The sequence below is a fragment of the Enterobacter sp. AN-K1 genome, from assembly GCF_020971765.1.
Taxonomy (GTDB): domain Bacteria; phylum Pseudomonadota; class Gammaproteobacteria; order Enterobacterales; family Enterobacteriaceae; genus Enterobacter; species Enterobacter hormaechei_C.
The window spans coordinates 277,431-303,326 of record NZ_CP087390.1; the positions used below are offsets into that span (position 1 = coordinate 277,431).

The following is a 25,896-nucleotide window of genomic DNA, read 5'->3' on the forward strand; positions in this document are numbered from 1 at the left end:
CAAAGTTGTTTCAGTCAACGGAGTATTACATGTCCAGAAGGCTTCGCAGAACCAAGATCGTCACCACCTTAGGCCCGGCCACCGACCGCGATAATAACCTCGAAAAGATTATCGCCGCGGGTGCCAACGTGGTGCGCATGAACTTCTCTCACGGTACGCCAGAAGACCATAAATTACGTGCCGACAAAGTGCGTGAAATCGCAGCTAAACTGGGCCGCCATGTTGCTATCCTCGGTGACCTGCAAGGTCCAAAAATCCGCGTATCGACCTTTAAAGAAGGCAAAGTCTTCCTCAACATCGGCGATAAATTCCTGCTGGATGCCAACCTGAGCAAAGGCGAAGGCGATAAGGAAAAAGTGGGTATCGACTACAAAGGTCTGCCTGCTGACGTTGTGCCTGGCGACATCCTGCTGCTGGACGACGGACGCGTACAGCTGAAAGTGCTGGAAGTTCAGGGTATGAAGGTATTCACCGAAGTGACCGTCGGCGGCCCGCTCTCCAACAACAAAGGCATCAACAAACTCGGCGGTGGCCTGTCTGCCGAAGCGCTGACCGATAAAGACAAAGCGGATATCGTGACCGCAGCGCAGATCGGCGTGGATTACCTGGCCGTCTCCTTCCCGCGCTGCGGCGAAGATCTGAACTATGCTCGCCGCCTGGCGCGCGATGCAGGCTGCGATGCGAAAATCGTTGCGAAAGTGGAACGCGCTGAAGCGGTCTGCGATCAGGACGCGATGGACGACGTGATCCTGGCGTCTGACGTGGTGATGGTTGCCCGTGGTGACCTGGGCGTGGAAATTGGCGACCCTGAACTGGTCGGTATCCAGAAAGCGCTGATCCGTCGCGCGCGTCAGCTGAACCGCGCGGTGATCACCGCCACCCAGATGATGGAATCCATGATCACCAACCCAATGCCAACCCGTGCGGAAGTCATGGACGTGGCGAACGCCGTGCTGGATGGTACCGATGCGGTGATGCTGTCAGCGGAAACCGCGGCAGGTCAGTATCCGGCAGAAACCGTGGCCGCCATGGCGCGCGTGTGCCTGGGTGCAGAGAAGATCCCAAGCATTAACGTCTCTAAACACCGTCTGGACATTCAGTTCGACAACGTGGAAGAAGCGATTGCGATGTCTGCGATGTACGCAGCCAACCACCTGAAAGGGGTCACGGCGATCATCACCATGACCGAATCTGGCCGTACCGCGCTAATGACGTCCCGTATCAGCTCCGGTCTGCCGATCTTCGCCATGTCCCGTCACGAGCGTACGCTGAACCTGACGGCGCTGTATCGCGGCGTGACGCCAGTATACTTCGACAGCACCAACGACGGCGTGGCCGCCGCGCACGATGCCGTGAACCTGCTGCGCGACAAAGGTTATCTGGTATCCGGTGATATCGTTATCGTGACGCAGGGTGACGTGATGAGCACCATCGGCTCAACCAATACCACCCGCGTACTGACCGTAGAGTAAGCTCCAATCCCCTCTCCCCTAAGGGGAGAGGGGTGAAGGTTTCCTATTTCTTCGGGAAAAGCTCTTTACGCTTGTACGGCTCTGTTTCGCCAGGTTTACGCGTTTTGAGCAGCTTCAGGATCCACGTATATTGCTCCTTATGCGGCCCCACCAGCACCTCCACCTCTTCATTCATGCGACGTGCGATGGTGTGATCGTCTGCGGTCAGCAGATCGTCCATCGGCGGACGTACCTCAATGCTCAGGCGATGCGTTTTACCGTCATAAACCGGGAACAGTGGGATCACGCGGGCGCGGCAGACTTTCATCAGGCGACCAATCGCGGGTAGCGTAGCTTTATAGGTTGCGAAGAAATCGACAAACTCGCTGTGTTCCGGGCCGTGGTCCTGATCGGGCAGATAGTAGCCCCAGTAACCCTGACGTACCGACTGAATGAAAGGCTTAATGCCATCGTTTCGGGCGTGCAAACGCCCGCCAAAGCGACGGCGCACGGTATTCCAGACGAAGTCGTAGATTTTGTTTCCCTGATTATGGAACATCGCCGCCATTTTCTGGCCCTGCGACGCCATTAACATCGCCGGAATGTCTACCCCCCAGCCGTGCGGCACCAGGAAAATCACCTTTTCATCATTGCGACGCATCTCGTCGATGATCTCCAGCCCTTTCCAGTCAACGCGTTCGACGATCTTCTCCGGCCCTTTCAGCGCCAGTTCCGCCATCATCGCCATGGCCTGTGGCGCGGTGGTATACATGTCATCAATGATTGCTTCGCGTTCGGCGTCGCTTTTATCCGGAAAACAGTACAACAGATTTATTTGCGCGCGGCGGCGTGCGCTTTTACCTAAGCGCCCTGCCAGGCGCCCCACTTTGCCGAGCACCGGATCGCGGAGGGAAGCAGGTAGCAACGCCATGCCAGCAAACGCGTATACGCCAATCCAGGCGCCCCAGTTACGCGGGTGGCGAAAAGATTTTTCAAACTCGGGAATGTACTCAATATTGTTTTTTTTGGTTTCCATGCGGGTTCCAGGGTCTGGTGACGCAAAAATATATTCGGATAGTGTAGCGAGGCTGCCGCCCGCGCACAAAAGAAAAAGCCGGCGCATACTGACGCCGGCTTTTTAAATCAGGAGAGCTTAGTCGAAGCGCAGCTGCGGCATCACCTCTTTCACCTGCGCCAGGTAATCTTTGCGATCTTTGCCGGTCAGCCCTTCGGTGCGCGGCAGTTTTGCCGTCAGCGGGTTAACCGCCTGCTGGTTGATCCACACTTCGTAGTGCAGGTGCGGGCCCGTCGACCGGCCGGTGTTACCGGACAGCGCGATGCGATCGCCACGTTTCACTTTCTGGCCCGGTTTGACCAGCAGTTTACGCAGGTGCATGTAGCGGGTGGTGTACGTACGACCGTGACGAATAGCAACGTAATAGCCAGCAGCACCGCTGCGTTTCGCCATGACCACTTCACCATCCCCTACCGCCAGCACTGGCGTGCCCTGCGGCATGGCGAAGTCAACGCCACGGTGCGGCGCTACGCGGCCAGTTACCGGGTTCAGACGACGCGGGTTGAAGTTGGAGGAGACGCGGAACTGTTTCGCCGTTGGGAAACGCAGGAAGCCTTTTGCCAGACCCGTACCGCTGCGGTCATAGAACTTACCGTCTTCCGCGCGAATAGCGTAGTAGTCTTTGCCGTCTGAACGCAGACGAACACCCACCAGCTGGCTCTGCTCGCGCTTACCATCCAGCATTTCGCGGGACATCAGGACAGAGAACTGATCGCCTTTTTTCAGTTTGCGGAAATCCATCTGCCACTGCATGGCTTTGATCACCGAGCTGATTTCAGCGCTGGTCAGGCCGGCATCGCGTGCGCTGGAAACAAAGCTGCCGCCGACGGTTCCTTTCATGACGCTGTTAACCCAGTCGCCCTGCTGCAATTCGCTGGTCATTTTGAAACCGTTTGCAGTGCGATCGTAGGTGCGGGTTTCGCGACGGGACATCTCCCAGGTCAGACGTTGCAGATCGCCGTCGGGCGTTAGGGTCCAGGAAAGCTGCTGACCAATTTTCAGGTTACGCAGCTCTTTATCGGATGCGGCGAGCTGGCTGATGTTGCCCATGTCGATACCGTACTGGTTCAGGACGCTGCTCAGCGTATCGCCAGTAGAAACAACATATTCATGAATGCCGGCTTCATTCTGGATCTTGTCATCCAGCTCATCCTGGGGAATCGCTTCATCTTCCTGAGCGGCCTGATCGATAGGCTCGCTGGCCTCAGGCAGCAGAGAGCGGATCTCGCTCTTCTCCAGTTCGATGGTTTTAATGATTGGGGCGGAACTCGGGTGGTAAACATAGGGCCGCCAGACGGCGACCGCTATTGTGAGAACTGTAAGCGACCCCAGCATAACGCGGTGGGGTCGAGGCAGATTGTTAAATGCCAGGGCGACAGAGCGGGCTATCTGTTGCACGTATTCACTTCCTCGTTAATCTCCTTTCAGGCAGCTCGCATACTGATTCGCCAGTTGGCTGAGGAACTGCGAATAGCTCGCTTTGCTCAACTGGATGTTCGTACCTAGCGGGTCAAGGGTTCCCATGCGCACGGATGTTCCCCTGGCCACGGCTTCTACGACCGCTGGCCTGAACTGTGGCTCAGCAAAAACGCATGTCGCTTTTTGCTCAACCAACTGTGTTCTGATTTCATGTAAACGCTGCGCACCAGGCTGAATTTCAGGGTTGACGGTAAAATGCCCCAGCGGGGTCAGACCGTAATGTTTCTCGTAATACCCGTAGGCATCATGAAAAACGAAGTACCCTTTTCCTTTAAGCGGTGCGAGCTCGTTACCCACCTGTTTGTCGGTTGCAGCTAATTGAGCCTCAAAATCCTTCAGGTTGGCGTCGAGTTTGATTCGACTTTGCGGCATAAGTTCCACTAATTTGTCGTGGATTGCAACCGCTGTAAGCCGCGCTATCTCTGGGGAGAGCCAGAGATGCATGTTGTATTCGCCGTGATGGTGATGGTCGTCACCTTTTTCACCGTGAGCATGGTCGTGGTCGTGTTCGTCACCCTCGTCCTCAGCTCCTTTCATGAGTAACGGTTTCACGCCGGACAGCCCGGCAATCGTCACCTGTTTCTCAGCGGCAAGCTGACTGGCTGACTTCTGCATGAACGCTTCCATCTCAGGACCAATCCAGACGACTAAGTCCGCGTTCTGTAAGCGTTTTACATCAGACGGACGCAGGGAATAATCATGCTCGGAAGCACCATCAGGCAGCAGAACCTGGGTCTCAGTGACCCCATCCGCGATGGCAGAGGCGATAAATCCAAGCGGTTTAAGCGAAGCGACAACGGCGGCGTTAACATCTTGTGCTGTTGTCCCCCAAAGAGCAGCGGATAAAGCTGCGAAAAGAAGCGTATTTTTCTGTAACATAATGCGACTAATCATCGTAATGAATGCGTGGAATGTGATATTATAACATTCGATGACTTCTGCAAGCTTAAATTGACATGACGACTTTAGTTTCTCTTGAAAATGTTTCGGTCTCATTCGGCCAGCGCCGCGTCCTTTCTGACGTGTCGCTGAATCTGAAGCCCGGCAAAATACTCACGCTGCTCGGTCCTAACGGTGCAGGCAAGTCGACGCTGGTACGCGTCGTATTAGGCCTGGTAGCCCCTGACGCAGGTGTTATCGTCCGCCAAGACAAGTTGCGTATCGGCTATGTGCCGCAAAAATTACACCTCGATGCCACCCTGCCCCTGACGGTGAGCCGCTTCCTGCGCCTCCGTCCCGGTACGCGTAAAGCGGATATCCTCCCGGCGCTTAAACGCGTTCAGGCGGGACATCTTGTTGAGGCACCCTTGCAAAAGCTGTCGGGCGGTGAAACCCAGCGCGTATTACTTGCCCGCGCCCTGCTCAGCAGCCCTCAGCTGCTGGTCCTGGACGAGCCGACGCAGGGTGTTGACGTCAACGGTCAGGTTGCGCTGTACGATCTGATTGACCAGCTCCGTCGGGAGCTAAACTGCGCGGTGCTGATGGTGTCCCATGATCTGCATCTGGTGATGGCCAAAACCGACGAAGTGCTGTGCCTGAACCATCACATTTGTTGTTCCGGCACGCCGGAAGTGGTGTCAATGCATCCGGAATTTATCTCTATGTTTGGCCATCGCGGCGCCGAACAGCTGGGCATCTATCGTCATAATCACAATCACCGCCATGATTTACAGGGACGAATCGTCCTGCGTCGGGGAAATGGACACTCATGATTGAACTGTTACTGCCCGGCTGGCTGGCCGGGATTATGCTTGCCTGCGCCGCGGGTCCACTCGGCTCGTTTGTCGTCTGGCGCAGAATGTCCTATTTCGGCGATACGCTGGCCCATGCTTCATTGCTGGGTGTGGCGTTTGGTTTGTTACTGGACGTGAACCCGTTTTATGCGGTGATTGTCGTCACGCTGCTGCTGGCTGCCGGTCTGGTCTGGCTGGAAAAACGCCCTCACCTGGCAATTGATACCCTGCTCGGCATTATGGCGCACAGCGCCCTGTCGCTGGGCCTGGTGGTAGTGAGCCTGATGTCAAACATCCGCGTAGATCTGATGGCCTACCTGTTTGGCGATCTGCTGGCCGTCACGCCCGAAGATCTGATTTCTATTGCCATTGGCGTGGCAGTGGTGCTCGGGATCCTGCTGTGGCAGTGGCGAAATTTACTGGCTATGACCGTCAGCCCGGATCTGGCCTTTGTCGACGGCGTGAAGCTTCAGCGCGTGAAGCTGCTATTGATGCTGGTGACGGCGTTAACCATCGGCGTGGCGATGAAGTTTGTTGGCGCGCTGATCATTACGTCGCTGCTGATAATCCCTGCCGCCACGGCGCGCCGTTTTGCGCGTACGCCGGAGCAAATGGCCGGTATCGCGGTGATTATCGGAATGATCGCGGTGACGGGCGGGTTAACCTTCTCGGCGTTTTATGACACGCCAGCAGGGCCGTCGGTGGTACTGTGCGCGGCGGTGTTGTTTATTTTCAGTATGATGAAAAAGACCGCGCAGTAGTCAGCATATCCCCGGTGGCGCTTCGCTTACCGGGGCTACCATTTATCGCTGCTTACGGCATCGCGGGCGGCGTAATACCGAAATGATTCCACGCCCGCACCGTCGCCATACGACCACGTGGGGTACGCTGTAAGAAGCCCTGCTGGATCAGATACGGCTCCAGCACATCTTCGATAGTCTCACGCTCTTCGCCAATTGCCGCCGCCAGGTTATCCAGTCCTACCGGCCCGCCAAAGAACTTATCCAGCACCGCCAGCAGCAGCTTACGGTCCATATAGTCAAAACCTTCGGCATCGACATTCAGCATATCCAGCGCCTGGGCGGCGATCTCGGCCGATATAGTACCGTCGTGCTTCACCTCGGCAAAGTCACGCACCCGGCGCAGCAGGCGGTTGGCGATACGCGGCGTACCGCGGGAGCGCTTCGCCACTTCAAACGCCCCCTCTTCGCTCATATCCAGCCCCATGTAGCGCGCACTGCGGCCCACAATATGCTGAAGGTCGGGCACCTGATAAAACTCCAGACGCTGCACGATACCAAACCGGTCGCGTAGTGGAGAGGTCAGCGAGCCGGCGCGGGTCGTGGCGCCAATCAGGGTAAACGGTGGCAGATCGATTTTGATCGAGCGCGCGGCCGGGCCTTCACCGATCATGATATCCAGCTGGTAATCCTCCATTGCCGGATAGAGCACTTCCTCCACCACCGGTGAAAGACGGTGGATCTCATCGATAAACAGCACGTCATGCGGTTCGAGGTTGGTCAGCATCGCCGCCAGGTCCCCTGCTTTCTCCAGTACCGGGCCGGAGGTGGTACGCAGGTTAACGCCCATTTCATTGGCGACGATATTCGCCAGGGTGGTTTTACCTAACCCCGGCGGCCCAAAAATCAGCAGGTGATCGAGCGCATCGCCGCGCAGCTTTGCCGCCTGGATGAAAATCTCCATCTGAGAACGAACCTGCGGCTGGCCGATGTACTCATCCAGCAGTTTGGGACGGATCGCGCGATCCACCACGTCATCTGGCTGAATAGTGCCTGCCGATACCAGGCGGTCTGCTTCAATCATCCTTTACCTCACAATGCAGCGCGCAGCGCTTCACGAATCAGAGTTTCACTGCTGGCATCCGGTTTAGCAATTTTGCTCACCATCCGGCTGGCCTCCTGAGGTTTATAGCCCAGCGCCACCAGCGCGGCAACCGCTTCCTGCTCGGCATCATCATCCGATGCAGGCGCGCCCGGGGAAGTCAGCACCAGATCGGCTGCCGGCGTGAACAGATCGCCATGCAGACCTTTGAAGCGGTCCTTCATCTCGACAATCAAACGCTCGGCGGTTTTCTTCCCGATGCCCGGAAGTTTAATTAACGCAGCCGGATCTTCACGCTCAACGGCGTTCACAAACTGTGGCGCTGACATACCGGACAGAATCGCCAGGGCCAGCTTCGGCCCGACGCCGTTGGTTTTAATCAATTCGCGGAACAGGGTGCGTTCCTGTTTGTTATTGAAGCCGTACAGCAGCTGAGCGTCTTCACGCACCACAAACTGGGTAAAGACAACCGCTTCTTTGCCCGCCTCCGGCAGCTCATAGAAGCAGGTCATTGGCATATGGACTTCATAGCCCACGCCACCCACTTCCAGCAGTACTAACGGGGGTTGTTTTTCAATGATGATGCCTCTGAGTCTGCCTATCACGTGACGCTCCTGCGTTCTGGAAGAAATTAACTGCCGACATAATAAAAAAAGGCTGGATAAACATCCAGCCTGATTTGTCATTATCGTAACCTGCCTCGCGCCAGATTGAGCCGCGACTCGCTCATTTGCATCGCATTCTGGCTGACGTGACAGTGGGTAATCGCAATGGCCAGCGCATCCGCGGCGTCGGCCTGCGGGTTCGCAGGGAGCTTCAGCAGGGTACGCACCATGTGCTGCACCTGGCTTTTCTCCGCGCTACCAATGCCCACCACCGTCTGCTTAACCTGACGGGCCGCGTACTCAAACACCGGCAGATCCTGGTTCACGGCGGCAACAATCGCCACGCCGCGCGCCTGACCGAGCTTTAACGCCGAGTCAGCGTTTTTCGCCATAAAGACCTGCTCGATGGCGAAATAGTCCGGCTGGAACTGGGTGATGATCTCCGACACGCCCGCATAGATGAGCTTCAGGCGCGACGGCAGATCGTCCACTTTGGTGCGAATACAGCCGCTGCCGAGGTAGGTTAGCTGGCGTCCCACCTGACGGATAACGCCATAGCCGGTGACGCGTGAGCCGGGGTCAATCCCGAGAATAATCGACATCACGCGTCTCCCGTAAACGGTTTACAGGCTCTCATCAGAGAGTCGCTGCAACCTCATCAGAGATTTCACCGTTGTGATACACTTCCTGCACGTCGTCGCAGTCTTCGAGCATGTCGATCAGACGCAGCAGTTTCGGTGCGGTTTCCGCATCCATGTCCGCTTTGGTAGACGGGATCATGGAGACTTCAGCGTTATCCGCCTTCAGGCCAGCCGCTTCCAGCGCATCGCGCACGGCACCCATCTCTTCCCATGCGGTGTAAACATCAATAGCGCCGTCGTCGTAGGTCACCACGTCTTCCGCACCGGCTTCCAGCGCCGCTTCCATGATCGCATCTTCGTCGCCTTTCTCGAAGGAGATGACGCCTTTTTTGCTGAACAGGTACGCTACGGAACCGTCAGTGCCCAGGTTGCCGCCAGTTTTGGTGAACGCGTGACGCACTTCCGCAACGGTACGATTACGGTTGTCGGACAGACACTCAACCATCACCGCCGTACCGCCAGGACCGTAACCTTCATAAATGATGGTTTCCATGTTCGCGTCTTCATCACCGCCCACGCCACGTGCGATGGCACGGTTCAGGGTGTCACGCGTCATGTTATTGGACAGGGCTTTATCCACCGCTGCGCGCAGACGTGGGTTAGAAGCCGGATCGCCGCCGCCCAGACGCGCCGCTGTCACCAGCTCACGAATGATTTTGGTAAAGATTTTACCGCGTTTGGCATCCTGTGCCGCTTTGCGGTGTTTGGTGTTGGCCCACTTACTATGACCTGCCATAAAAAGTTCTCCAAAAATCGCGCCTTCTCAGGCAGCGTTAATTACAAATTCTTCAATCGCCTGCCGGTTGCTCCACGACTTGGTCAGTGCGGCGGCATCCGCCGCATTCACCCAGCGGTAGGTCAGGTGTTCCGTGAACACGATCTCCCGCTCATGGGGAAGCGCAAGGCAGAACCACGATTCCGTATTGCGCTCAATGCCCGGTGCATAGCGATGACGTAAATGGCTAAAAATTTCAAACTCCACCGTGCGCTGACAGTCCTTCAGGGTCAGTTGCTCGCGAGCAACGTCAATGGCGACCTCTTCCTTTACTTCACGCGCGGCGGCCTGCGGCGCGGTCTCCCCCTCTTCCAGGCTGCCGGTAACCGACTGCCAGAAATCCGGATCGTCGCGCCGCTGCAACATCAGCACCCGCTTCGTGTCTTCTGCATAAATGACCACCAGAACCGAAACGGGACGCTTATATGCCATATCAGTTTTTCTCTTCCTTCTTCACCACCTCAATGCCCAGCTCAGCCAGCGCGGCTGGGTTGGCAAAGCTTGGCGCTTCAGTCATCAGACACGCCGCTGCGGTGGTTTTCGGGAAGGCGATCACATCACGGATGTTGTCGGTGCCGGTCAGCAGCATGGTCAGACGGTCAAGACCGAAGGCCAGACCCGCGTGCGGAGGGGTACCGTACTTCAGGGCGTCCAGCAGGAAGCCAAACTTCTCGCGCTGCTCCTGCTCGTTAATGCCCAGAATGCCGAACACGGTCTGCTGCATTTCACCGCTGTGAATACGCACGGAGCCGCCGCCCACTTCGTAGCCGTTGATGACCATATCGTAGGCGTTTGCCACCGCGTCTTCCGGCGCCGCTTTCAGCTCTGCCGCCGTCATCTCTTTTGGCGAGGTGAACGGGTGGTGCATCGCGGTCAGGCCGCCTTCACCGTCGTCTTCAAACATCGGGAAGTCGATTACCCACAGCGGCGCCCATTTGCTTTCGTCGGTCAGGTTCAGGTCTTTGCCAAGCTTCAGACGCAGCGCGCCCATCGCATCCGCAACCACTTTCTTGTTGTCTGCGCCGAAGAAGATCATGTCGCCATCCTGCGCGCCGGTGCGCTCAAGGATCGCTTCCACGATGTCCGCATTCAGGAATTTCGCCACCGGGCTGGTGATGCCTTCCAGACCTTTTGCACGCTCGGTTACTTTAATATAGGCCAGACCTTTCGCGCCGTAGATCTTGATGAAGTTGCCGTAGTCGTCAATCTGCTTACGGCTCAGGGCAGCACCGCCCGGAACGCGCAGGGCAGCCACGCGGCCTTTCGGATCGTTAGCCGGGCCAGCAAAGACCGCGAACTCAACGGCTTTCACCAGGTCTGCCACGTCCACCAGCTCCATCGGGTTACGCAGGTCTGGTTTGTCAGAACCGTAGCGACGCTCGGCTTCCGCGAAGGTCATGACAGGGAAATCGCCCAGCTCAACGCCTTTCACGTCGTTCCACAGGCTACGCACCAGGGCTTCCATCACCTCACGCACCTGCTCAGCGGTCATGAAGGAGGTTTCCACATCGATCTGGGTAAATTCTGGCTGACGGTCAGCGCGCAGGTCTTCGTCGCGGAAGCATTTCACGATCTGATAGTAGCGATCGAAGCCGGACATCATCAGCAGCTGTTTGAAAAGCTGTGGTGACTGCGGCAGCGCGTAGAATTTGCCTTTATGGACGCGGGATGGCACCAGGTAGTCGCGCGCGCCTTCCGGCGTGGCTTTGGTCAGCATCGGGGTTTCGATATCAAGGAAACCGTGGTCATCCATAAAACGGCGCACCAGGCTGGTGATTTTCGCACGGGTTTTCAGGCGCTGAGCCATTTCCGGGCGACGCAGATCCAGGTAGCGGTATTTCAGACGCGCTTCTTCGGTGTTGACGTGGTTGGAGTCCAGCGGCAACGCTTCCGCGCGGTTGATGATCGTCAGATCGGACGCCAGCACTTCGATAGCGCCGGTCGCCATGTCGGCGTTGACGTTTTTCTCGTCACGCGCACGCACGGTGCCCGTCACCTGAATGCAGAACTCATTGCGCAGCTCAGAAGCCAGCTTCAACGCATCAGCGCGATCCGGATCGAAGAACACCTGAACGATACCTTCGCGGTCACGCATATCAATAAAGATAAGGCTACCAAGATCGCGACGACGATTGACCCAACCACACAGGGTGACCTGCTGCCCGACGTGGGACTGACGCAGCTGCCCGCAATATTCTGTACGCATGAGATATCCCTTAATTAGCCGCAGGCTGATTGTCGCCTGTCTCGCAGGCTACGATGTCGCAGCTTTCTGTATGTCACAACTGGATGAAAAAAGGCGGCTATTATACTGGAAATTCTGCCGCACGATAAGAGCGAAGCACGGCCTGACGCGCGTTTGCTGAACTCTTATTGCCTATTCTCACAAAAATTAACAAAATTATCCGACCGATAACAGGCCATCACGTCGTAAGGTGTAGAAAAGCAATCATTTGACGGGAGTGACGATGTTTACACTTGATGCCACCAAAACCGCCCTTGTGGTCATTGATTTACAGGAAGGCATTCTGCCTTTTGCCGGTGGTCCGCACACCGCTGACGATGTGGTCAGCCGCGCTGCGCGCCTGGCAGAAAAATGCCGCGCCAGCGGCTCGCCTGTTGTTATGGTGCGCGTCGGCTGGTCCGCTGATTTCGCCGAAGCGTTAAAACAGCCGGTTGATGCTCAGGCCCCGGCGCAGGCGCTGCCGGACAACTGGTGGACATATCCTGTCTCGCTCGGTAAACGCGACAGCGATATAGAAGTCACCAAACGCCAGTGGGGCGCATTCTACGGCACCGACCTGGAGCTCCAGCTGCGCCGTCGCGGGATCGACACTATTATTCTGTGCGGGATCTCCACCAACATCGGTGTGGAATCCACCGCCCGTAACGCCTGGGAGCTGGGCTTTAACCTGGTGATCGCGGAAGATGCGTGCAGCGCAGCCTCTGCGGATCAGCACCAGGGCAGCATGACCCATATCTTCCCGCGTATCGGTCGCGTGCGCAGCACGGATGAGATCCTCAGCGCGCTATGATGTACGTGGGCCTGCCCCAGTGGTCGCACCCGAAATGGGTGCGCCTGGGTATTACCAGCCTTGAAGAGTATGCCCGACACTTTAACTGCGTGGAGGGCAATACCACGCTGTACGCCCTGCCCCGCGCGGAGATCGTCGAACGCTGGCGTGAGCAAACCAGCGACGACTTCCGCTTTTGCTTTAAATTCCCGGCGACCATCTCCCACAACGCCGCGCTGCGCAACTGCGATGATTTAACCCACGAGTTTTTCACCCGGATGTCGCCTCTGGCCAACCGTATTGGCCAGTACTGGCTCCAGCTTCCCGCCACGTTTGGCCCGCGCGACCTGCCTGCCCTCTGGCAGTTTCTCGACGCCCTGCCGCATGGCTTCACCTACGGCGTAGAAGTAAGGCATCCGGAATTCTTTGCCAAGGGCGACGCGGAGAAAGCGCTCAATCGCGGCCTGCATGAACGATCGGTCAACCGCGTGATCCTCGACAGCCGCCCCGTACACAGCGCAATCCCGCACAGCGAAGCCGTTGTTGATGCCCAGCGCAAAAAACCGAAAGTGCCCGTCCATGCGATCGTAACGGCGCAGAACCCGATGGTCCGGTTTATCGGCAGCGATAACATGCAGCAAAATGAAGAGATGTTCGCCGTCTGGCTGCAAACGCTGGCGAAATGGGAGCACACCACCACGCCGTATCTTTTTTTACATACGCCGGATATCGCGCAGGCGCCTGAACTGGTCGATGCTCTCTGGCAGGCCTTGCAGCAGGCGGTTCCGTCGGTTGGCCCCGCGCCGTCCATCCCACAACAATCTTCTCTTTTCTGAAATCACCCCCTATCATAGAGACGTGCCATCTGCCAAAAACAGGGAGTTAGTATGGTCAGCGCGCTGTATGCGGTGTTAGGTGCATTACTGCTGATTAAATTTTCATTTGATGTTGTGCGCCTGAGAATGCAGTACCGCGTCTCGTACGGTGACGGGGGCTTTTCTGAGCTGCAAAGCGCAATCCGGATCCACGGCAACGCGGTCGAGTACATTCCCGTCGCGTTAATTTTACTGCTGTTAATGGAGATGGATGGCGCTGAAACCTGGATGGTGCACGTCTGTGGGCTGCTGCTGATTGCAGGGCGTTTGATGCATTATTATGGTTTTCACCACCGCCTGATCCGCTGGCGTCGTTCCGGCATGAGCGCGACCTGGTGCTCGCTTTTGCTGATGGTGCTGGCTAATCTTTGGTATATGCCGTGGGAGTTGGTTTTCTCCTTCCATTAGCGCACAATATGCCCCTTTATTTTTCCCGGATTTTTACGTTATGTCAGATCGCGACACGCTTTTTTCCGCGCCTATCGCCAGCCTGGGCGACTGGACCTTTGATGAACGGGTAGCCGAAGTCTTCCCGGATATGATCCAGCGCTCTGTTCCCGGTTATTCCAATATTATCTCCATGATCGGCATGCTGGCGGAGCGTTTTGTTCAACCCGGCACGCAGGTCTATGACCTGGGCTGTTCGCTGGGAGCGGCAACGCTGTCTATTCGTCGTAACGTTCATCACGAAGGCTGCAAGATTGTAGCTGTCGATAACTCACCGGCCATGGTCGAACGCTGCCGTCGCCACATTGACGCGTATAAAGCCCCTACGCCTGTGGAGGTGGTAGAAGGCGATATCCGCGATATCGACATCCAGAACGCCTCGATGGTGGTACTGAACTTTACCCTTCAGTTCCTGGTGCCGGACGATCGTCAGCGGTTGCTGGATAAAATTTATCAGGGCCTGAACCCGGGCGGCGCGCTGGTGTTGTCTGAGAAATTCAGCTTTGAAGACGCCAGCGTGGGCGAACTGCTATTCAACATGCACCATGATTTCAAGCGTGCAAATGGCTACAGCGAGCTGGAGATCAGCCAGAAGCGCAGCATGCTTGAAAACGTCATGCTGACGGATTCCGTAGAAACCCACAAAGCGCGCCTGCGCAAAGCCGGATTTGAACACAGCGAACTGTGGTTCCAGTGCTTTAACTTTGGTTCTCTGGTGGCGCTTAAAGCCGGAGACGCAGCATGATCGAGTTCGGTAATTTCTATCAGCTGATTGCCAAAAACCACCTTTCCCACTGGCTGGAAACCCTGCCTGCGCAAATTGCCACCTGGCAGCGCGATCAGCAGCATGGTCTGTTGAAGCAGTGGTCCAACGCCGTGGAGTTTCTGCCTGAACTGACGCCTCATCGTCTGGATTTACTGCACAGCGTGACGGCGGAGAGCGAAGAGCCGCTCCCGGCCGGGCAGATCAACCGCATCGAAACGCTGATGCGTAACCTGATGCCGTGGCGCAAAGGGCCGTTCTCGCTGTACGGTGTAAATATCAACACCGAGTGGCGCTCTGACTGGAAGTGGGATCGCGTTCTGCCGCATTTATCCGACCTGACCGGGCGCACCATTCTGGACGTGGGCTGCGGTAGCGGCTATCACATGTGGCGCATGATCGGCGCAGGCGCGCATCTGGCCGTCGGTATCGATCCGATGCAGCTGTTCCTGTGCCAGTTTGAAGCGGTGCGTAAGCTGCTGGGTAACGACCAGCGTGCGCACCTGCTGCCGCTGGGTATCGAGCAACTCCCTGCCCTGAAAGCGTTTGATACCGTTTTCTCGATGGGCGTGCTGTACCACCGTCGTTCCCCGCTGGAGCATCTCTGGCAGTTGAAAGATCAGCTGGTCAGCGGCGGCGAACTGGTGCTGGAAACGCTGGTCATCGAAGGCGATGAACATGCCGTTCTGGTGCCGGGCGATCGCTATGCGCAGATGCGCAACGTTTACTTCATCCCTTCCGCGCTGGCGCTGAAGAACTGGCTGGAGAAATGTGGATTTGTCGATGTACGCATCGCCGATGTGTGCGTGACGTCGGTTGAGGAACAGCGCCGCACCGACTGGATGATCACCGAATCGCTGGAGCAATTCCTCGACCCGGACGATCACAGTAAAACCATAGAAGGCTATCCGGCCCCGATGCGTGCGGTATTGATTGCGACCAAGCCGTAGCCTTTAGCCGGGTGGCGGCTGCGCCTTACCCGGCCTACGCGTGATTTCGTAGGCCCGGTAAGCGCAGCGCCACCGGGCAAAAAAGAAAAAAAGACCCCTGTGTAATTTGCAGGGGCCTGGTACAAGCAAGCATCATATTGGGCGACATGATGCGCGGTAAAAATCGGTACGTTGCTACACGTGATGACGTTCAATCAACGATTTCATTACCGCAACCGACTCTCCATCCACACCGTAGCGCGAGTACTCATCCGCTTCAGCATCCGTCGACATTGACAACCCTGTATTGCGATAACGCATGGGTGAAGGTATCCATTTACCCGCCGAGCTGTGCAGCTCTTCCACCCCTGCGTTTAAAAACAGTTCCAGATTGCTGGCGCGTACTCCTGCGCCCGCCATGATTATTGGAACACCGGAATGTGCTTTTAGTTCCGTAATTAATTTCAGTCCTTTTTCAGCCGAGGACTGCTGGCCCGACGTCAGAACGCGCGCCACGCCCAGTTCTGCCAGCGTATCAAAGGCTTGTATCGGATCCTTACACATATCGAACGCACGATGAAAAGTGACCGCCATCCCCCGGGCGGCGCGCATGACCTGACGCATACGCGGAAGATCGATGTTGCCGTCTTCGTCCAGCACACCGATCACCAGCCCCGGAAAACCGGAATCACGGACGAGGGCGATATCCTCAAGCATGGCACTGAACTCACCCGCCGTATAACAAAAATCACCGCCGCGCGGGCGAATAATCGGGTGCACCGGAATGGTGATGGCCTGGCGGGCTGATTTCAGCACGCCAAAGGACGGGGTTAATCCTCCTTCTTTCGGTGCCGCGCAAAGCTCGATGCGATCGGCCCCCTGCCGTTGCGCAGTGACGGCACACTCCACGCTGTAACAACAAATTTCCAGCAGCGCCATGTCATCCTCCTTAAATTTCACTCAACGTACCATCGTGGCACGTTGCCCGATTGGTGTCTGGATCGACGCTCACAATGCTTACGCTTCGCTGGCGACGATCTGCTCGATAGTCCAGGGATGGAATTTCACCGTCACGTTGCCGTCCGTTACGGCAAGCGTAGGGTTCGGTAAGCGTTCGCGCTCCCCTTTTGGCGAGCTGGTTTTGACGAAAATACCCGGCTGGCTTAACCCCTCGTCGGAAAGCAGCGCCAGCGCACGGGCGTTCAGCGTCTCGGGCTCCCCAGGCAGAACAATTTCGATATGCTCCCAGCCTTCGTGCGGATAACGCTTCTCTCCTGGCCAGGGCAGTTCCACAACGGTGAATTGCCAGTGCGCCACCGTTACCGGCGCGTGAAGTTTGAACAGGCAGATCGGGCGACCGTTAATGATATTCTCCGACAGCAGTTCTCCGCACTGCTCAAAGCCACGCCGCCAGCGTTCGGCGGTGGCATTCTGGTGGCAGCGCAAAGAGATGTGATCGGCCTCAAGCGGCGCGATATCTAGCCCGAGACGGGTGGCAAGTTCTGTGAACGCCTGAGTGAAGCGCGGTAAATCTGCGGAAATATCATGCAGTTCGTCAATGGTATGCCAGTTCGCCATAGGTCAGTCTCGTTTCGTGTCGCAAAGCCGCTAATTTACTCTGTTGCCCTCTGTCGACCAACCGCAGAATCACGGTTTTTTCGACTGCATGATTATGCATACCGTCTTCGCCTGGATTCTGAGCGATCTTCGCCCCCCGCAGGGCTGACGCCCGAAGGCATTTGCAGTATACTCCCGCCCTAAATTCTTAAACTGGCGTGGGTGTTTTTTACCCGCATCAAAAACGTAAGGTATCCAGGTGAATATTCAGGCTCTTCTCTCAGAAAAAGTCAGTCAGGCACTGATTGCCGCAGGTGCGCCTGCGGATTGCGAACCACAGGTTCGTCAGTCAGCGAAAGTACAGTTTGGCGACTATCAGGCTAATGGCGTGATGGCAGTGGCTAAAAAACTGGGCATGCCGCCGCGACAGCTCGCTGAGCAGGTACTGACGCATCTGGATCTCACCGGCATCGCCAGCAAAACCGAAATCGCCGGTCCAGGCTTTATCAACATTTTCCTTGAGCCTGCATTCCTCGCAAGCCACGTTGACGCGGCGCTGAAATCTGACCGTCTGGGCGTGGCTCAGCCAGAAGCGCAGACCGTGGTGGTTGACTACTCCGCGCCAAACGTGGCGAAAGAGATGCACGTCGGTCACCTGCGCTCCACCATCATCGGTGACGCGGCGGTGCGTACCCTCGAGTTCCTTGGTCACAAGGTGATCCGCGCTAACCACGTAGGCGACTGGGGCACGCAGTTCGGCATGCTGATCGCGTATCTGGAAAAGCAGCAGCAGGAAAACGCAGGCGAAATGGCGCTGGCAGACCTGGAAGGTTTCTACCGTGAAGCCAAAAAGCACTATGACGAAGATGAAGCCTTCGCCGAGCGCGCGCGCAGCTACGTGGTGAAACTTCAAGGCGGCGACCCGTACTTCCTCGAGATGTGGCGCAGGCTGGTGGACATTACCATGTCCCAGAATCAGCTCACCTATAACCGTCTGAACGTGACCCTGACCCGTGACGACGTGATGGGTGAAAGCCTGTATAACCCGATGCTGCCAGGCATTGTGGCGGACCTGAAAGCTAAAAATCTGGCGGTGGAAAGCGAAGGCGCAACGGTGGTGTTCCTTGATGAGTATAAAAACAAGGAAGGCGAACCGATGGGTGTGATCGTCCAGAAAAAGGATGGCGGCTATCTCTACACCACCACCGACATCGCCTGTGCGAAATACCGTTACGAAACCCTGCATGCGGACCGCGTGCTATATTACATCGACTCCCGTCAGCACCAGCACCTGATGCAGGCGTGGACTATCGTGCGTAAAGCGGGTTATGTGCCGGATTCCGTGCCGCTGGAACATCACATGTTCGGCATGATGCTGGGTAAAGACGGTAAGCCGTTCAAAACCCGTGCGGGCGGCACCGTGAAGCTTTCCGATCTGCTGGATGAAGCGCTGGAACGCGCGCGTCGCCTGGTGGCCGAGAAGAACCCGGATATGCCTGCTGACGAGCTGGAGAAACTGGCTAACGCGGTTGGGATCGGCGCGGTGAAATACGCGGATCTCTCCAAGAACCGTACCACCGACTATATCTTCGACTGGGACAATATGCTGGCGTTTGAAGGCAACACGGCGCCATACATGCAGTACGCTTATACCCGCGTACTCTCCGTCTTCCGTAAAGCCAATATCGACGAAAGCGTGCTGGCGAATGCTACGGTGACCCTTACCGAAGACCGTGAAGCACAGCTGGCTGCCCGCCTGCTTCAGTTCGAAGAGACGCTCTCCGTGGTCGCGCGTGACGGTACGCCGCACGTTATGTGTGCATACCTGTACGATCTGGCCGGTCTGTTCTCTGGCTTCTACGAACACTGCCCTATCCTCTCTGCCGAGAGCGAAGCGGTGCGTCACAGCCGCCTGAAGCTGGCGCAGCTGACGGCGAAGACACTGAAGCTCGGTCTGGATACCCTGGGTATCGAAACCGTAGAACGTATGTAAAAAAGAAACCCGGCGAGCGCCGGGTTTTTTATTATCAGAAATATTTCCGCAAATATTCCGTCAGACACAGAATCGCCATTGCCTGGCCATACGGCATCGAGGTCAGCGGTATCTGGCGGTAAAACGCCAGATCGCTTCCCATCCCCGTCCCGAAGGACGTTTGCAGCAGCTCCCCTTCCGGCGAGATGTTTTGCACGATGCCGCGAATCGCTTTCTCCGCCACCTCTGCGTACTCTGCGCCGACATAACGCTTGCGCACGGCTTTCAGAATGCCGTAGGCAAACCCTGCCGTGGCCGACGCCTCCAGATAAGAATCAGGATCGTCCAGCAGCGTATGCCACAATCCGCTCTCGTCCTGACATTTTGCCAGTGCGGCGATCTGCGCGTTCAGTACCTGCACCAGATAGCGACGAACGGCGTTGTTTTCCGGCAGATCCACCAGCTCGAGGAAATCCGGGATCACGATGGTCAGCCAGCTGTTGCCGCGCGCCCAGCGAGCCCGGGCAAAGTTGTGATTGCCGTCGTAATTCCAGCCGTGGAACCACAGCCCGGTCTCCCGATCCATCAGATTCTGTACGTGGAGCAGGAACTGATAGATCGCCTCCTCGACGTACTCCGGCTTGTTCAGCAGCTTGCCGATTTTCGCCAGCGGCAGCACCGTCATCATCAGCGTGTCATCCCACATCTGCTGATGGTTCTCTTCCGCCAGGGTGATGTGCTGCATGCCGCCATGTTCGGTGCGCGGCATCTCATTCATCGCCCATTCCGCCCAGCTTTCCAGCCACGGCAGCCAGGCAGGGTTTTTGGTCTCTTCGTAGCGATACGCCAGCGTCAGGAACGGCGACATGGTATTCACGTTTTTGGTGGTTGCGCCTTCAGCGAAACGGTCAGCAAACCAGCTGTCGATAATCTCGCGCATGCCTTCGTCACCGGTCTGGCAGTAATACTGCCAGATACCGTATAAACCGACGCCGTGGGTCCATTCCCATCCGGCCCAGCCTTTGGTGTCGATCACGCGCCCGTCGTCCAGCCGCAGCAAAAACTCACCCGTTTTGTCGTGGATATTGACCAGGTTATGCGTCACCTTTTGAATCAGCGATTTCAGCTCATCCCTGGCGATAAAGCGCTCAGGCTGACGCAGTAACGGGCTATGTTTGACAGGCCAAACTTTCATCATCTTAACCTCTGTTGTATGTCGAATTCAGTACCGCACGATCCTTCAGCGAAGGGGCCGCCGGCTTATTGCGATTCAGATAACCGATGTTGTTGTTGCCCCACAGGGATTCATACGGCATACCGGCCAGCATCTCCACGGTAGCGCGGGCCTGCGGGGTCACCGCCTCTGGCATCGCATGGCCGGACTCGCGCATTTTCGCGGTCTCTTCACGCAGGGTGCTGTGGGTCTGCAAATTGAGTTTGAAGCGCAGGGAGACAAGGAAGCCGCAGAACAGCACCAGAATAGTGCCAACGCTCAGGATCATCAGAATGGTGTGGCTCACTTCCGCAGGCTGCACTTTTTGCCCGCTGACAAAGCCCGACATCTGCATCACGATCCCCACCAGCATCACCGCACCGGCCTGAGACGCTTTACGGGTCAGCGTCATGATGCCCGCGAAGATCCCTTCGCGACGCTGACCGGTGATCACTTCGTCCACGTCAGCAATGTAGGTGTAGGTATTCCACGGTACGTAGTTGATACCCCCGCGGCCAAGACCGGCAACCGCAGAGATCAGCAGCAGCAGAGCGTAAACGTCGCTCAGGCCCGCGTAATAAAGCACCGCGTAAGAGAGCGAAGCCAGACCAAACAGCACGACCACCATGCGGTAAGACGGCGCAGGTCCGAAGCGAATGCACAGCGGGATCATGCCGATCACGGCGAGGAACTGGAAAATGGCCATCGTGCCCAGCAGGTTGGACGCCATTGACGCCTCCTGCATCAGCACAAATACCACGTAATAAGTGAACACCGCATTAAAGACGTCCTGGGCGATGTAGCCGCCAAGGTACATTCCCAGATGCTGGCGGAAAATCTTGATGCGCAGCGTCGAACTTAATTCGACAAAAAGACGGTTCAGGCTCTGGCCCAGGGTCAGCTTTTTCTTCTCTTCTTCAGCACGCAGGGCCGCTTCAGACCACTCTTCCCGCGGACGCTCCCAGGTGAAGAACCAGACGAAAGTAAGCATCAGCGCGCAGAGTACGGAGAAGACCAGGCTTGCATAGAAGAAGGAGATCGCGTTGTCTTTGCCGAAATGCGTGAGCAGGATCCCCGGCAGGAAGGAGGCCAGAATGGCGGACATCTGCGCCATTGAGATACGCGCCCCGGAGAATTTGGTTTTCTGTTTGAAATCGTCCGTCATCTCCGGCACCAGCGTTTCGTATGGCACCAGGATCATGGTGTAGACGATATCAAAGATCAGATAGGTCAGCAGGTAGTACCAGAAACTCATGTCCCCTACCCACATCAGCGAGTAGCTGAAAACGCAGGGAATACCGAGCAGGATGAAGAACTTACGACGGCCAAAGCGCTTGCCCAGCCAGGTGGTGCCAAAGTTATCGGTTAAAAAGCCCATTAACGGGCTGACAACCGCATCCAGCACCCTTGCGGCAGCGAAGATAAAGGTTGCTTCAATCGGTGTGAGTCCACAGAAGGTGGTATAAAAATACAAAAGCCAGGCGGCCGTCAGGGCGGTAGTCCCCGCCCCGAGGAAGTCCCCTGACCCGTAAGCAAAATAATTTGCGAGTCCAATTTTACGTGTTTTCATTGCCGTCAACCCTAATCAGTTTTGGGAGACTCCCTGTAAGCAACCTCGTCCGGGAGTTTTTACACGGCTACAGTAAAAGTATCGACCTGTTGATACCTTTCTGTTTCTGCCATCACAAAGTGGTGAATGGCAAAAACGCAAAGAGTGTCAATACGCGCGTCACTGATTTATAAAACAGCGTTTCTTTTGTATCAAAAGGGAAGGTCATTTTTGCGAGCCAGCCTTCAGAAATGCCTGGAGACTGGCGAAAAGGCGGGCAGTTAGCGGTAGTTGACGAGCACCTCGTTGCGCTGAACCTTCAGCGCCGGGATGAGACGTCCACCGCCTGGCACTTCCCAGATAAAGCGTAAAGGCTCCTGAGCAGACACCCCGTTGAAGGCCTGGGTAGTGCCACGTTGACCCTCGATTTCCGCGCAGCGGGTCAGCGAGCACAGCCGCACCTGCAACCCGGCCGGTGTGGGTCCCGTCAGGGTGTAATTCCAGGCCACCAGCGTCATCTGCCCGGACACGGGCTCAGAGGCGGACAGCGGACGGGAGGAGATCGACTCACCCCGATGGTTGAGCGTCAAGCCGATACTGCTGGCCTGCCATGCCCCCTCGCCTGCGGCCTGCGCCGCCAGCGGGAAAAGTAAGATCCACAGCCACTTACGCATTATTTCCCTCCTATGGTCGCCGTCATGCGAATATTGCGGTTATCGGACAGCTCCATATTCGACAGCACTACCAGCTGGTTCAGGCTCCGGCGCAGGAAGCGCGACAGCAATGGACGCAGCGCGTGATTCACCAGCAGCACCGGCGGCGCGCCCAGCATCTCCTGACGCGCCAGCGCCTCCTGGGTTTGCGCCAGTAATCTGTCCGCCAGACCCGGCTCCAGCCCGCCACCGCCCTGCAACGCCTGAAGCAGCAGACGTTCCAGCGGCGTGTCCAGGCCAATGACCTGCACTTCGCCGGTTCCCGGGAACCATTGCTGGGTAATGGCGCGTCCAAGCGCCACGCGCACCACCGCCGTCAGTTCGTGCGGATCGCTTTGCAGCGGCGCATGTTCGGCCAGCGTCTCAAGGATGGTACGCATATCGCGAATGGGCACCTTCTCATCGAGCAGATTTTGCAGCACTTTGTGCAGGGTGGTTAAGGTCAGTACGCCCGGCACCAAATCTTCGGTCAGCTTCGGCATCTCCTGCGTTACGCGGTCGAGCAGCTGCTGCGCCTCCTGACGTCCAAACAGTTCCGCGGAGAACTGGCCAATCAGGTGGTTGAGGTGCGTTGCCACCACGGTACTGGCCTCAACGACCGTGTAACCCTGAATCTGGGCCTGCTCTTTCAGGGCGCTCTCAATCCAGATTGCCGCCAGACCAAAGGCCGGGTCGGTCGTCTGCTCACCCGGCAACGTGCCTGCGGCGGTGCCCGGGTTAATCGCCAGCCAGCGGCCGGGGTACGCATCACCGCTGCCGATTTCCACCCCTTTCATCAGGATGCGGTAGCGCGCGGGCGGGAGATCCATATTGTCCCGGATGTGGACCACCGGCGGCAGGAAGCCCATATCCTGGGCGAATTTTTTACGAATGCTGCGGATACGGCCAAGCAGCTCACCATCCTGCTGGAAATCCACCATCGGGATCAGGCGGTACCCCACTTCCATCCCCAGCGAATCTTCGAGCTGTACGTCGTTCCAGGTGGCTTCCACCGCCTGGGTGTTCTCAGGCATTTTGACCGGCGCAGGCTCTGCCTTAGGCTGCGTTTCCCGGCCACGCATCCACCAGGCAAGCCCCAGCAGCGCAGCGGTGAACAGCAGGAATACCAGGTTTGGCATGCCCGGCACCATACCGAGCAGGCCCAGCACCGCCGCGGAGAGCAGCATAACGCGCGGGTTGCTGAAGAGCTGCCCCACCATCTGCTCTCCCACGTCCTGATCGGTACTGACGCGAGTCACAATCACGCCCGCCGCGGTGGAGATCACCAGCGCCGGGATCTGCGCCACCAGACCGTCACCAATGGTCAGCAGCGTATAGCTTTCCGCCGCGTGGCCCATGTCCATGCCGTGTTGCAGCACGCCGACGAGCAGGCCGCCGACGACGTTAATCACCATGATCAGAATGCCCGCGATGGCGTCACCGCGCACAAACTTACTCGCACCGTCCATGGAGCCGTAGAAATCTGCCTCCTGGGTCACTTCGGCACGGCGTTTTTTCGCTTCATCTTCCGCGATCAGCCCGGCATTCAGGTCGGCGTCGATGGCCATCTGCTTGCCCGGCATCCCGTCGAGCACGAAGCGCGCGCCCACTTCAGCGATACGCCCCGCCCCTTTAGTGATAACCATGAAGTTGATAATCACCAGAATGACGAACACCACGATACCGATGGCGAAGTTGCCGCCCACCAGGAAGTGACCGAAGGCTTCGACCACCTTGCCCGCCGCCGCCGCGCCGGTGTGCCCTTCCATCAGGATGATACGCGTGGAGGCAACGTTCAGCGCCAGGCGCAGCAGCGTGGTGAACAGCAGGATCGTTGGAAACGCGGCGAACTCCAGCGTGCGCTGGGTGAACATCGCCACCAGCAACACCATGATGGACAACGCAATGTTGAAGGTGAAAAGCAGGTCGAGGATAAATGCCGGTAACGGCAGCACCATCATCGACAGAATTAGCAGGATCAGAATCGGTCCGGCAAGGATCTGCCATTGCGTCGATTTCAGGTTGCCGGGCAGGCGCAACATTGCCACCAGATTAGCCATCAGTGTCCTTCTCGTTCAAAAAATCCAGTGCTTCAGGCACCGGAAGGTTCTCAGGTTTTACAGGTCGTTGACCGCCCGCTAAACGCCAGCGTTTCAGTTGCCACACCCAGGCCAGCACCTCTGCGACAGCGGCGTAGAGCTGGCCCGGGATCTGCTGTCCAATTTCCGCGTGGCGATACAGCGCGCGAGCCAGCGGCGGTGCTTCGAGGATCGGCACACGGTTTTCCGTGGCGATTTCACGAATGCGCAGCGCAATCAGCCCGGCCCCTTTCGCCACCACTTTCGGCGCGCTCATTTTGTTTTCGTCGTACTGAAGCGCCACGGAGTAGTGGGTCGGGTTGGTGACGATGACGTCGGCTTTCGGCACATCTTCCATCATGCGCCGACGCGCGGCGGCACGCTGCATCTGGCGGATACGGCCCTTAACGTGCGGGTCGCCTTCCATCTGTTTATATTCATCGCGGATGTCCTGACGCGACATTCGCAGCTTTTTGATATGGGAATAGATCTGGAAGATAACGTCGAACGCCACCATCGGAATAATGCTCAGTACCACCAGCAGCGAGCATAACGCGACCAGGTTCAGGGCATTCTTCATCGCCGTCATCGGGGACTCGCTGATGAGGCGCATCATCTCCGGCCAGTGGTGCCACAGAAAAAACCCGGCGGTACTGCCCATAAGAAGCGATTTCAGGATCGCTTTAAGAAGCTCTGCCCCGGTTTGCGCGGAAAACATTTTCGCAATACCGGGTAACGGGTTGAGCTTGGAAAATTTCGGTTGCAGCGATTTACCGCTAAACACCAGGCCACCGAGCATGACCGGCGAAACAAGGGCCACGATGACCACGCCCGCGATCAGCGGCAGCAAGGCGAGCATCGCGCTTTTCACAAGGTTGATGATCTGAATGAGGATCAGATTGGGGTCATTGACCATGCTGTGATCAAAACGTAAGCCAGCCGAGAGCATTCCCGCCAGTCTGCGGGCGAGCATCTCCCCGCCCCACCAGATTATGCAGACGCCCACCACCAGGATCAGCAGGGATGTCAGCTCTCGGGATCGGGGGATCTGCCCATCCTCACGGGCTTTTTCAAGTCGGTGGGGTGTGGGGGCTTCTGTTTTGTCGTCGTTCTCTTCTGCCACTGTGCCTGCTCGCAGCCCATTAATTCACGGGTATCATGCCAGCGCAGAGAAAATCCAATGGCGGGAAAAGCCCGTTTATTCGG

Annotated in this window: 25 protein-coding genes; 9 read left to right on the top strand and 16 right to left on the bottom strand. The window is 57.1% G+C overall.

Annotated features, from left to right (window positions below; genetic code table 11):
- The first annotated feature begins 29 nt into the window (after positions 1-29).
- The gene (gene pyk / locus LOC22_RS01305; RefSeq protein WP_003859767.1) at positions 30-1,472 is read left to right on the top strand and encodes a pyruvate kinase; all 1,443 of its coding nucleotides are present in this window, start codon (positions 30-32) and stop codon (positions 1,470-1,472) included.
- 43 nt (positions 1,473-1,515) lie between these two features.
- Here pyk and lpxM read toward each other — a convergent pair whose 3' ends face one another.
- From lpxM to znuA, 3 genes are all read right to left on the bottom strand, one after another.
- Complete coding sequence (gene lpxM, locus LOC22_RS01310) at positions 1,516-2,487, bottom strand: lauroyl-Kdo(2)-lipid IV(A) myristoyltransferase (protein WP_017384348.1); 972 nt, start codon at positions 2,485-2,487, stop codon at positions 1,516-1,518.
- Positions 2,488-2,604: 117 nt separating this feature from the next.
- Positions 2,605-3,924, bottom strand: coding sequence for a murein DD-endopeptidase MepM (gene mepM, locus LOC22_RS01315; protein ID WP_230239284.1), 1,320 nt, complete (start codon positions 3,922-3,924; stop codon positions 2,605-2,607).
- Between the two features lie 15 nt (positions 3,925-3,939).
- Positions 3,940-4,884, bottom strand: coding sequence for a zinc ABC transporter substrate-binding protein ZnuA (gene znuA, locus LOC22_RS01320; protein ID WP_026080689.1), 945 nt, complete (start codon positions 4,882-4,884; stop codon positions 3,940-3,942).
- A 77-nt stretch (positions 4,885-4,961) separates the two neighbouring features.
- On the opposite strand from znuA, the gene znuC reads away from it, so the two are divergent.
- Positions 4,962-5,717, top strand: coding sequence for a zinc ABC transporter ATP-binding protein ZnuC (gene znuC, locus LOC22_RS01325; protein WP_017384350.1), 756 nt, complete (start codon positions 4,962-4,964; stop codon positions 5,715-5,717).
- Entirely contained in the window at positions 5,714-6,499 is a 786-nt protein-coding gene (gene znuB / locus LOC22_RS01330; protein ID WP_015570280.1) for a zinc ABC transporter permease subunit ZnuB, read from the top strand. Before znuC ends, znuB begins: the two co-directional genes overlap by 4 nt.
- Positions 6,500-6,551: 52 nt before the next feature.
- Here the strand turns inward: znuB and ruvB are convergent, their stop codons facing one another.
- The 6 genes from ruvB to aspS all read right to left on the bottom strand — a co-directional run bounded on the left by ruvB (position 6,552) and on the right by aspS (position 11,807).
- A complete protein-coding gene (gene ruvB, locus LOC22_RS01335) occupies positions 6,552-7,562 on the bottom strand; it encodes a Holliday junction branch migration DNA helicase RuvB (RefSeq protein ID WP_003859753.1) in 1,011 nt (336 codons plus the stop codon).
- Positions 7,563-7,570: 8 nt separating this feature from the next.
- A complete protein-coding gene (ruvA, locus tag LOC22_RS01340; RefSeq protein ID WP_003859751.1) occupies positions 7,571-8,185 on the bottom strand; it encodes a Holliday junction branch migration protein RuvA in 615 nt (204 codons plus the stop codon).
- A gap of 80 nt (positions 8,186-8,265) precedes the next feature.
- Positions 8,266-8,787, bottom strand: a complete 522-nt coding sequence (ruvC, locus tag LOC22_RS01345) for a crossover junction endodeoxyribonuclease RuvC (protein WP_003859749.1) — start codon at positions 8,785-8,787, stop codon at positions 8,266-8,268.
- 34 nt (positions 8,788-8,821) lie between these two features.
- Positions 8,822-9,562, bottom strand: a complete 741-nt coding sequence (locus tag LOC22_RS01350) for a YebC/PmpR family DNA-binding transcriptional regulator (RefSeq protein ID WP_003859747.1) — start codon at positions 9,560-9,562, stop codon at positions 8,822-8,824.
- A 27-nt stretch (positions 9,563-9,589) separates the two neighbouring features.
- Entirely contained in the window at positions 9,590-10,033 is a 444-nt protein-coding gene (nudB, locus tag LOC22_RS01355; protein WP_006811037.1) for a dihydroneopterin triphosphate diphosphatase, read from the bottom strand.
- 1 nt (position 10,034) lies between these two features.
- Positions 10,035-11,807, bottom strand: a complete 1,773-nt coding sequence (aspS, locus tag LOC22_RS01360; protein WP_017384352.1) for an aspartate--tRNA ligase — start codon at positions 11,805-11,807, stop codon at positions 10,035-10,037.
- A gap of 262 nt (positions 11,808-12,069) precedes the next feature.
- Here aspS and LOC22_RS01365 point away from each other — a divergent pair, with 262 nt between their 5' ends.
- The 5 genes from LOC22_RS01365 to cmoB are packed head-to-tail and all read left to right on the top strand — an operon-like array spanning position 12,070 to position 15,650.
- Positions 12,070-12,636, top strand: a complete 567-nt coding sequence (locus LOC22_RS01365) for a hydrolase (RefSeq protein ID WP_017384353.1) — start codon at positions 12,070-12,072, stop codon at positions 12,634-12,636.
- Complete coding sequence (locus tag LOC22_RS01370; protein ID WP_023303897.1) at positions 12,633-13,451, top strand: DUF72 domain-containing protein; 819 nt, start codon at positions 12,633-12,635, stop codon at positions 13,449-13,451. Before LOC22_RS01365 ends, LOC22_RS01370 begins: the two co-directional genes overlap by 4 nt.
- Before the next feature lie 51 nt (positions 13,452-13,502).
- Positions 13,503-13,898, top strand: a complete 396-nt coding sequence (locus tag LOC22_RS01375) for an MAPEG family protein (protein ID WP_003859737.1) — start codon at positions 13,503-13,505, stop codon at positions 13,896-13,898.
- A 40-nt stretch (positions 13,899-13,938) separates the two neighbouring features.
- Positions 13,939-14,682, top strand: coding sequence for a carboxy-S-adenosyl-L-methionine synthase CmoA (gene cmoA / locus LOC22_RS01380; protein ID WP_003859735.1), 744 nt, complete (start codon positions 13,939-13,941; stop codon positions 14,680-14,682).
- Entirely contained in the window at positions 14,679-15,650 is a 972-nt protein-coding gene (cmoB, locus tag LOC22_RS01385) for a tRNA 5-methoxyuridine(34)/uridine 5-oxyacetic acid(34) synthase CmoB (RefSeq protein WP_015570275.1), read from the top strand. Before cmoA ends, cmoB begins: the two co-directional genes overlap by 4 nt.
- 174 nt (positions 15,651-15,824) lie before the next feature.
- Here cmoB and cutC read toward each other — a convergent pair whose 3' ends face one another.
- Both cutC and LOC22_RS01395 read right to left on the bottom strand, forming a co-directional pair.
- Complete coding sequence (gene cutC, locus LOC22_RS01390; protein ID WP_062933462.1) at positions 15,825-16,568, bottom strand: copper homeostasis protein CutC; 744 nt, start codon at positions 16,566-16,568, stop codon at positions 15,825-15,827.
- 78 nt (positions 16,569-16,646) lie between these two features.
- On the bottom strand, positions 16,647-17,207 hold the full coding sequence (locus LOC22_RS01395) for a VOC family protein (protein ID WP_015570274.1): 561 nt from the start codon (positions 17,205-17,207) through the stop codon (positions 16,647-16,649).
- A gap of 238 nt (positions 17,208-17,445) precedes the next feature.
- Here LOC22_RS01395 and argS point away from each other — a divergent pair, with 238 nt between their 5' ends.
- The gene (gene argS, locus LOC22_RS01400) at positions 17,446-19,179 is read left to right on the top strand and encodes an arginine--tRNA ligase (RefSeq protein ID WP_017693239.1); all 1,734 of its coding nucleotides are present in this window, start codon (positions 17,446-17,448) and stop codon (positions 19,177-19,179) included.
- Positions 19,180-19,213: 34 nt separating this feature from the next.
- On the opposite strand, the gene LOC22_RS01405 is transcribed toward argS, so the two are convergent.
- From LOC22_RS01405 to flhB, 5 genes are all read right to left on the bottom strand, one after another.
- Positions 19,214-20,353: a glycoside hydrolase family 105 protein gene (locus LOC22_RS01405; RefSeq protein ID WP_026080697.1), complete on the bottom strand. Its 1,140-nt coding sequence runs from the start codon at positions 20,351-20,353 to the stop codon at positions 19,214-19,216.
- Positions 20,354-20,357: 4 nt separating this feature from the next.
- Positions 20,358-21,941: an MFS transporter gene (locus LOC22_RS01410; RefSeq protein WP_017693238.1), complete on the bottom strand. Its 1,584-nt coding sequence runs from the start codon at positions 21,939-21,941 to the stop codon at positions 20,358-20,360.
- A 260-nt stretch (positions 21,942-22,201) separates the two neighbouring features.
- Positions 22,202-22,594, bottom strand: a complete 393-nt coding sequence (gene flhE, locus LOC22_RS01415; RefSeq protein ID WP_015570272.1) for a flagellar protein FlhE — start codon at positions 22,592-22,594, stop codon at positions 22,202-22,204.
- Positions 22,594-24,672, bottom strand: a complete 2,079-nt coding sequence (flhA, locus tag LOC22_RS01420; RefSeq protein ID WP_003859723.1) for a flagellar biosynthesis protein FlhA — start codon at positions 24,670-24,672, stop codon at positions 22,594-22,596. Before flhA ends, flhE begins: the two co-directional genes overlap by 1 nt.
- Positions 24,665-25,813: a flagellar biosynthesis protein FlhB gene (gene flhB / locus LOC22_RS01425; RefSeq protein ID WP_230239285.1), complete on the bottom strand. Its 1,149-nt coding sequence runs from the start codon at positions 25,811-25,813 to the stop codon at positions 24,665-24,667. The genes flhA and flhB overlap by 8 nt, the downstream gene beginning before the upstream one ends.
- Positions 25,814-25,896 lie beyond the last annotated feature (83 nt).

What these genes read in the sequence shown, in the direction of transcription:
- znuA (WP_026080689.1), bottom strand. Translation starts at nt 4,884, where the DNA reads ATGTTACAGAAAAATACGCTTCTTTTCGCAGCTTTATCCGCTGCTCTT.
- LOC22_RS01395 (WP_015570274.1), bottom strand. Translation starts at nt 17,207, where the DNA reads ATGGCGAACTGGCATACCATTGACGAACTGCATGATATTTCCGCAGAT.
- aspS (WP_017384352.1), bottom strand. Translation starts at nt 11,807, where the DNA reads ATGCGTACAGAATATTGCGGGCAGCTGCGTCAGTCCCACGTCGGGCAG.
- LOC22_RS01405 (WP_026080697.1), bottom strand. Translation starts at nt 20,353, where the DNA reads ATGAAAGTTTGGCCTGTCAAACATAGCCCGTTACTGCGTCAGCCTGAG.
- cmoA (WP_003859735.1), top strand. Translation starts at nt 13,939, where the DNA reads ATGTCAGATCGCGACACGCTTTTTTCCGCGCCTATCGCCAGCCTGGGC.
- LOC22_RS01365 (WP_017384353.1), top strand. Translation starts at nt 12,070, where the DNA reads ATGTTTACACTTGATGCCACCAAAACCGCCCTTGTGGTCATTGATTTA.
- znuB (WP_015570280.1), top strand. Translation starts at nt 5,714, where the DNA reads ATGATTGAACTGTTACTGCCCGGCTGGCTGGCCGGGATTATGCTTGCC.
- pyk (WP_003859767.1), top strand. Translation starts at nt 30, where the DNA reads ATGTCCAGAAGGCTTCGCAGAACCAAGATCGTCACCACCTTAGGCCCG.
- flhE (WP_015570272.1), bottom strand. Translation starts at nt 22,594, where the DNA reads ATGCGTAAGTGGCTGTGGATCTTACTTTTCCCGCTGGCGGCGCAGGCC.
- ruvC (WP_003859749.1), bottom strand. Translation starts at nt 8,787, where the DNA reads ATGTCGATTATTCTCGGGATTGACCCCGGCTCACGCGTCACCGGCTAT.
- LOC22_RS01410 (WP_017693238.1), bottom strand. Translation starts at nt 21,941, where the DNA reads ATGAAAACACGTAAAATTGGACTCGCAAATTATTTTGCTTACGGGTCA.
- lpxM (WP_017384348.1), bottom strand. Translation starts at nt 2,487, where the DNA reads ATGGAAACCAAAAAAAACAATATTGAGTACATTCCCGAGTTTGAAAAA.
- ruvB (WP_003859753.1), bottom strand. Translation starts at nt 7,562, where the DNA reads ATGATTGAAGCAGACCGCCTGGTATCGGCAGGCACTATTCAGCCAGAT.
- nudB (WP_006811037.1), bottom strand. Translation starts at nt 10,033, where the DNA reads ATGGCATATAAGCGTCCCGTTTCGGTTCTGGTGGTCATTTATGCAGAA.
- flhA (WP_003859723.1), bottom strand. Translation starts at nt 24,672, where the DNA reads ATGGCTAATCTGGTGGCAATGTTGCGCCTGCCCGGCAACCTGAAATCG.
- cutC (WP_062933462.1), bottom strand. Translation starts at nt 16,568, where the DNA reads ATGGCGCTGCTGGAAATTTGTTGTTACAGCGTGGAGTGTGCCGTCACT.
- LOC22_RS01350 (WP_003859747.1), bottom strand. Translation starts at nt 9,562, where the DNA reads ATGGCAGGTCATAGTAAGTGGGCCAACACCAAACACCGCAAAGCGGCA.
- LOC22_RS01375 (WP_003859737.1), top strand. Translation starts at nt 13,503, where the DNA reads ATGGTCAGCGCGCTGTATGCGGTGTTAGGTGCATTACTGCTGATTAAA.
- LOC22_RS01370 (WP_023303897.1), top strand. Translation starts at nt 12,633, where the DNA reads ATGATGTACGTGGGCCTGCCCCAGTGGTCGCACCCGAAATGGGTGCGC.
- cmoB (WP_015570275.1), top strand. Translation starts at nt 14,679, where the DNA reads ATGATCGAGTTCGGTAATTTCTATCAGCTGATTGCCAAAAACCACCTT.
- znuC (WP_017384350.1), top strand. Translation starts at nt 4,962, where the DNA reads ATGACGACTTTAGTTTCTCTTGAAAATGTTTCGGTCTCATTCGGCCAG.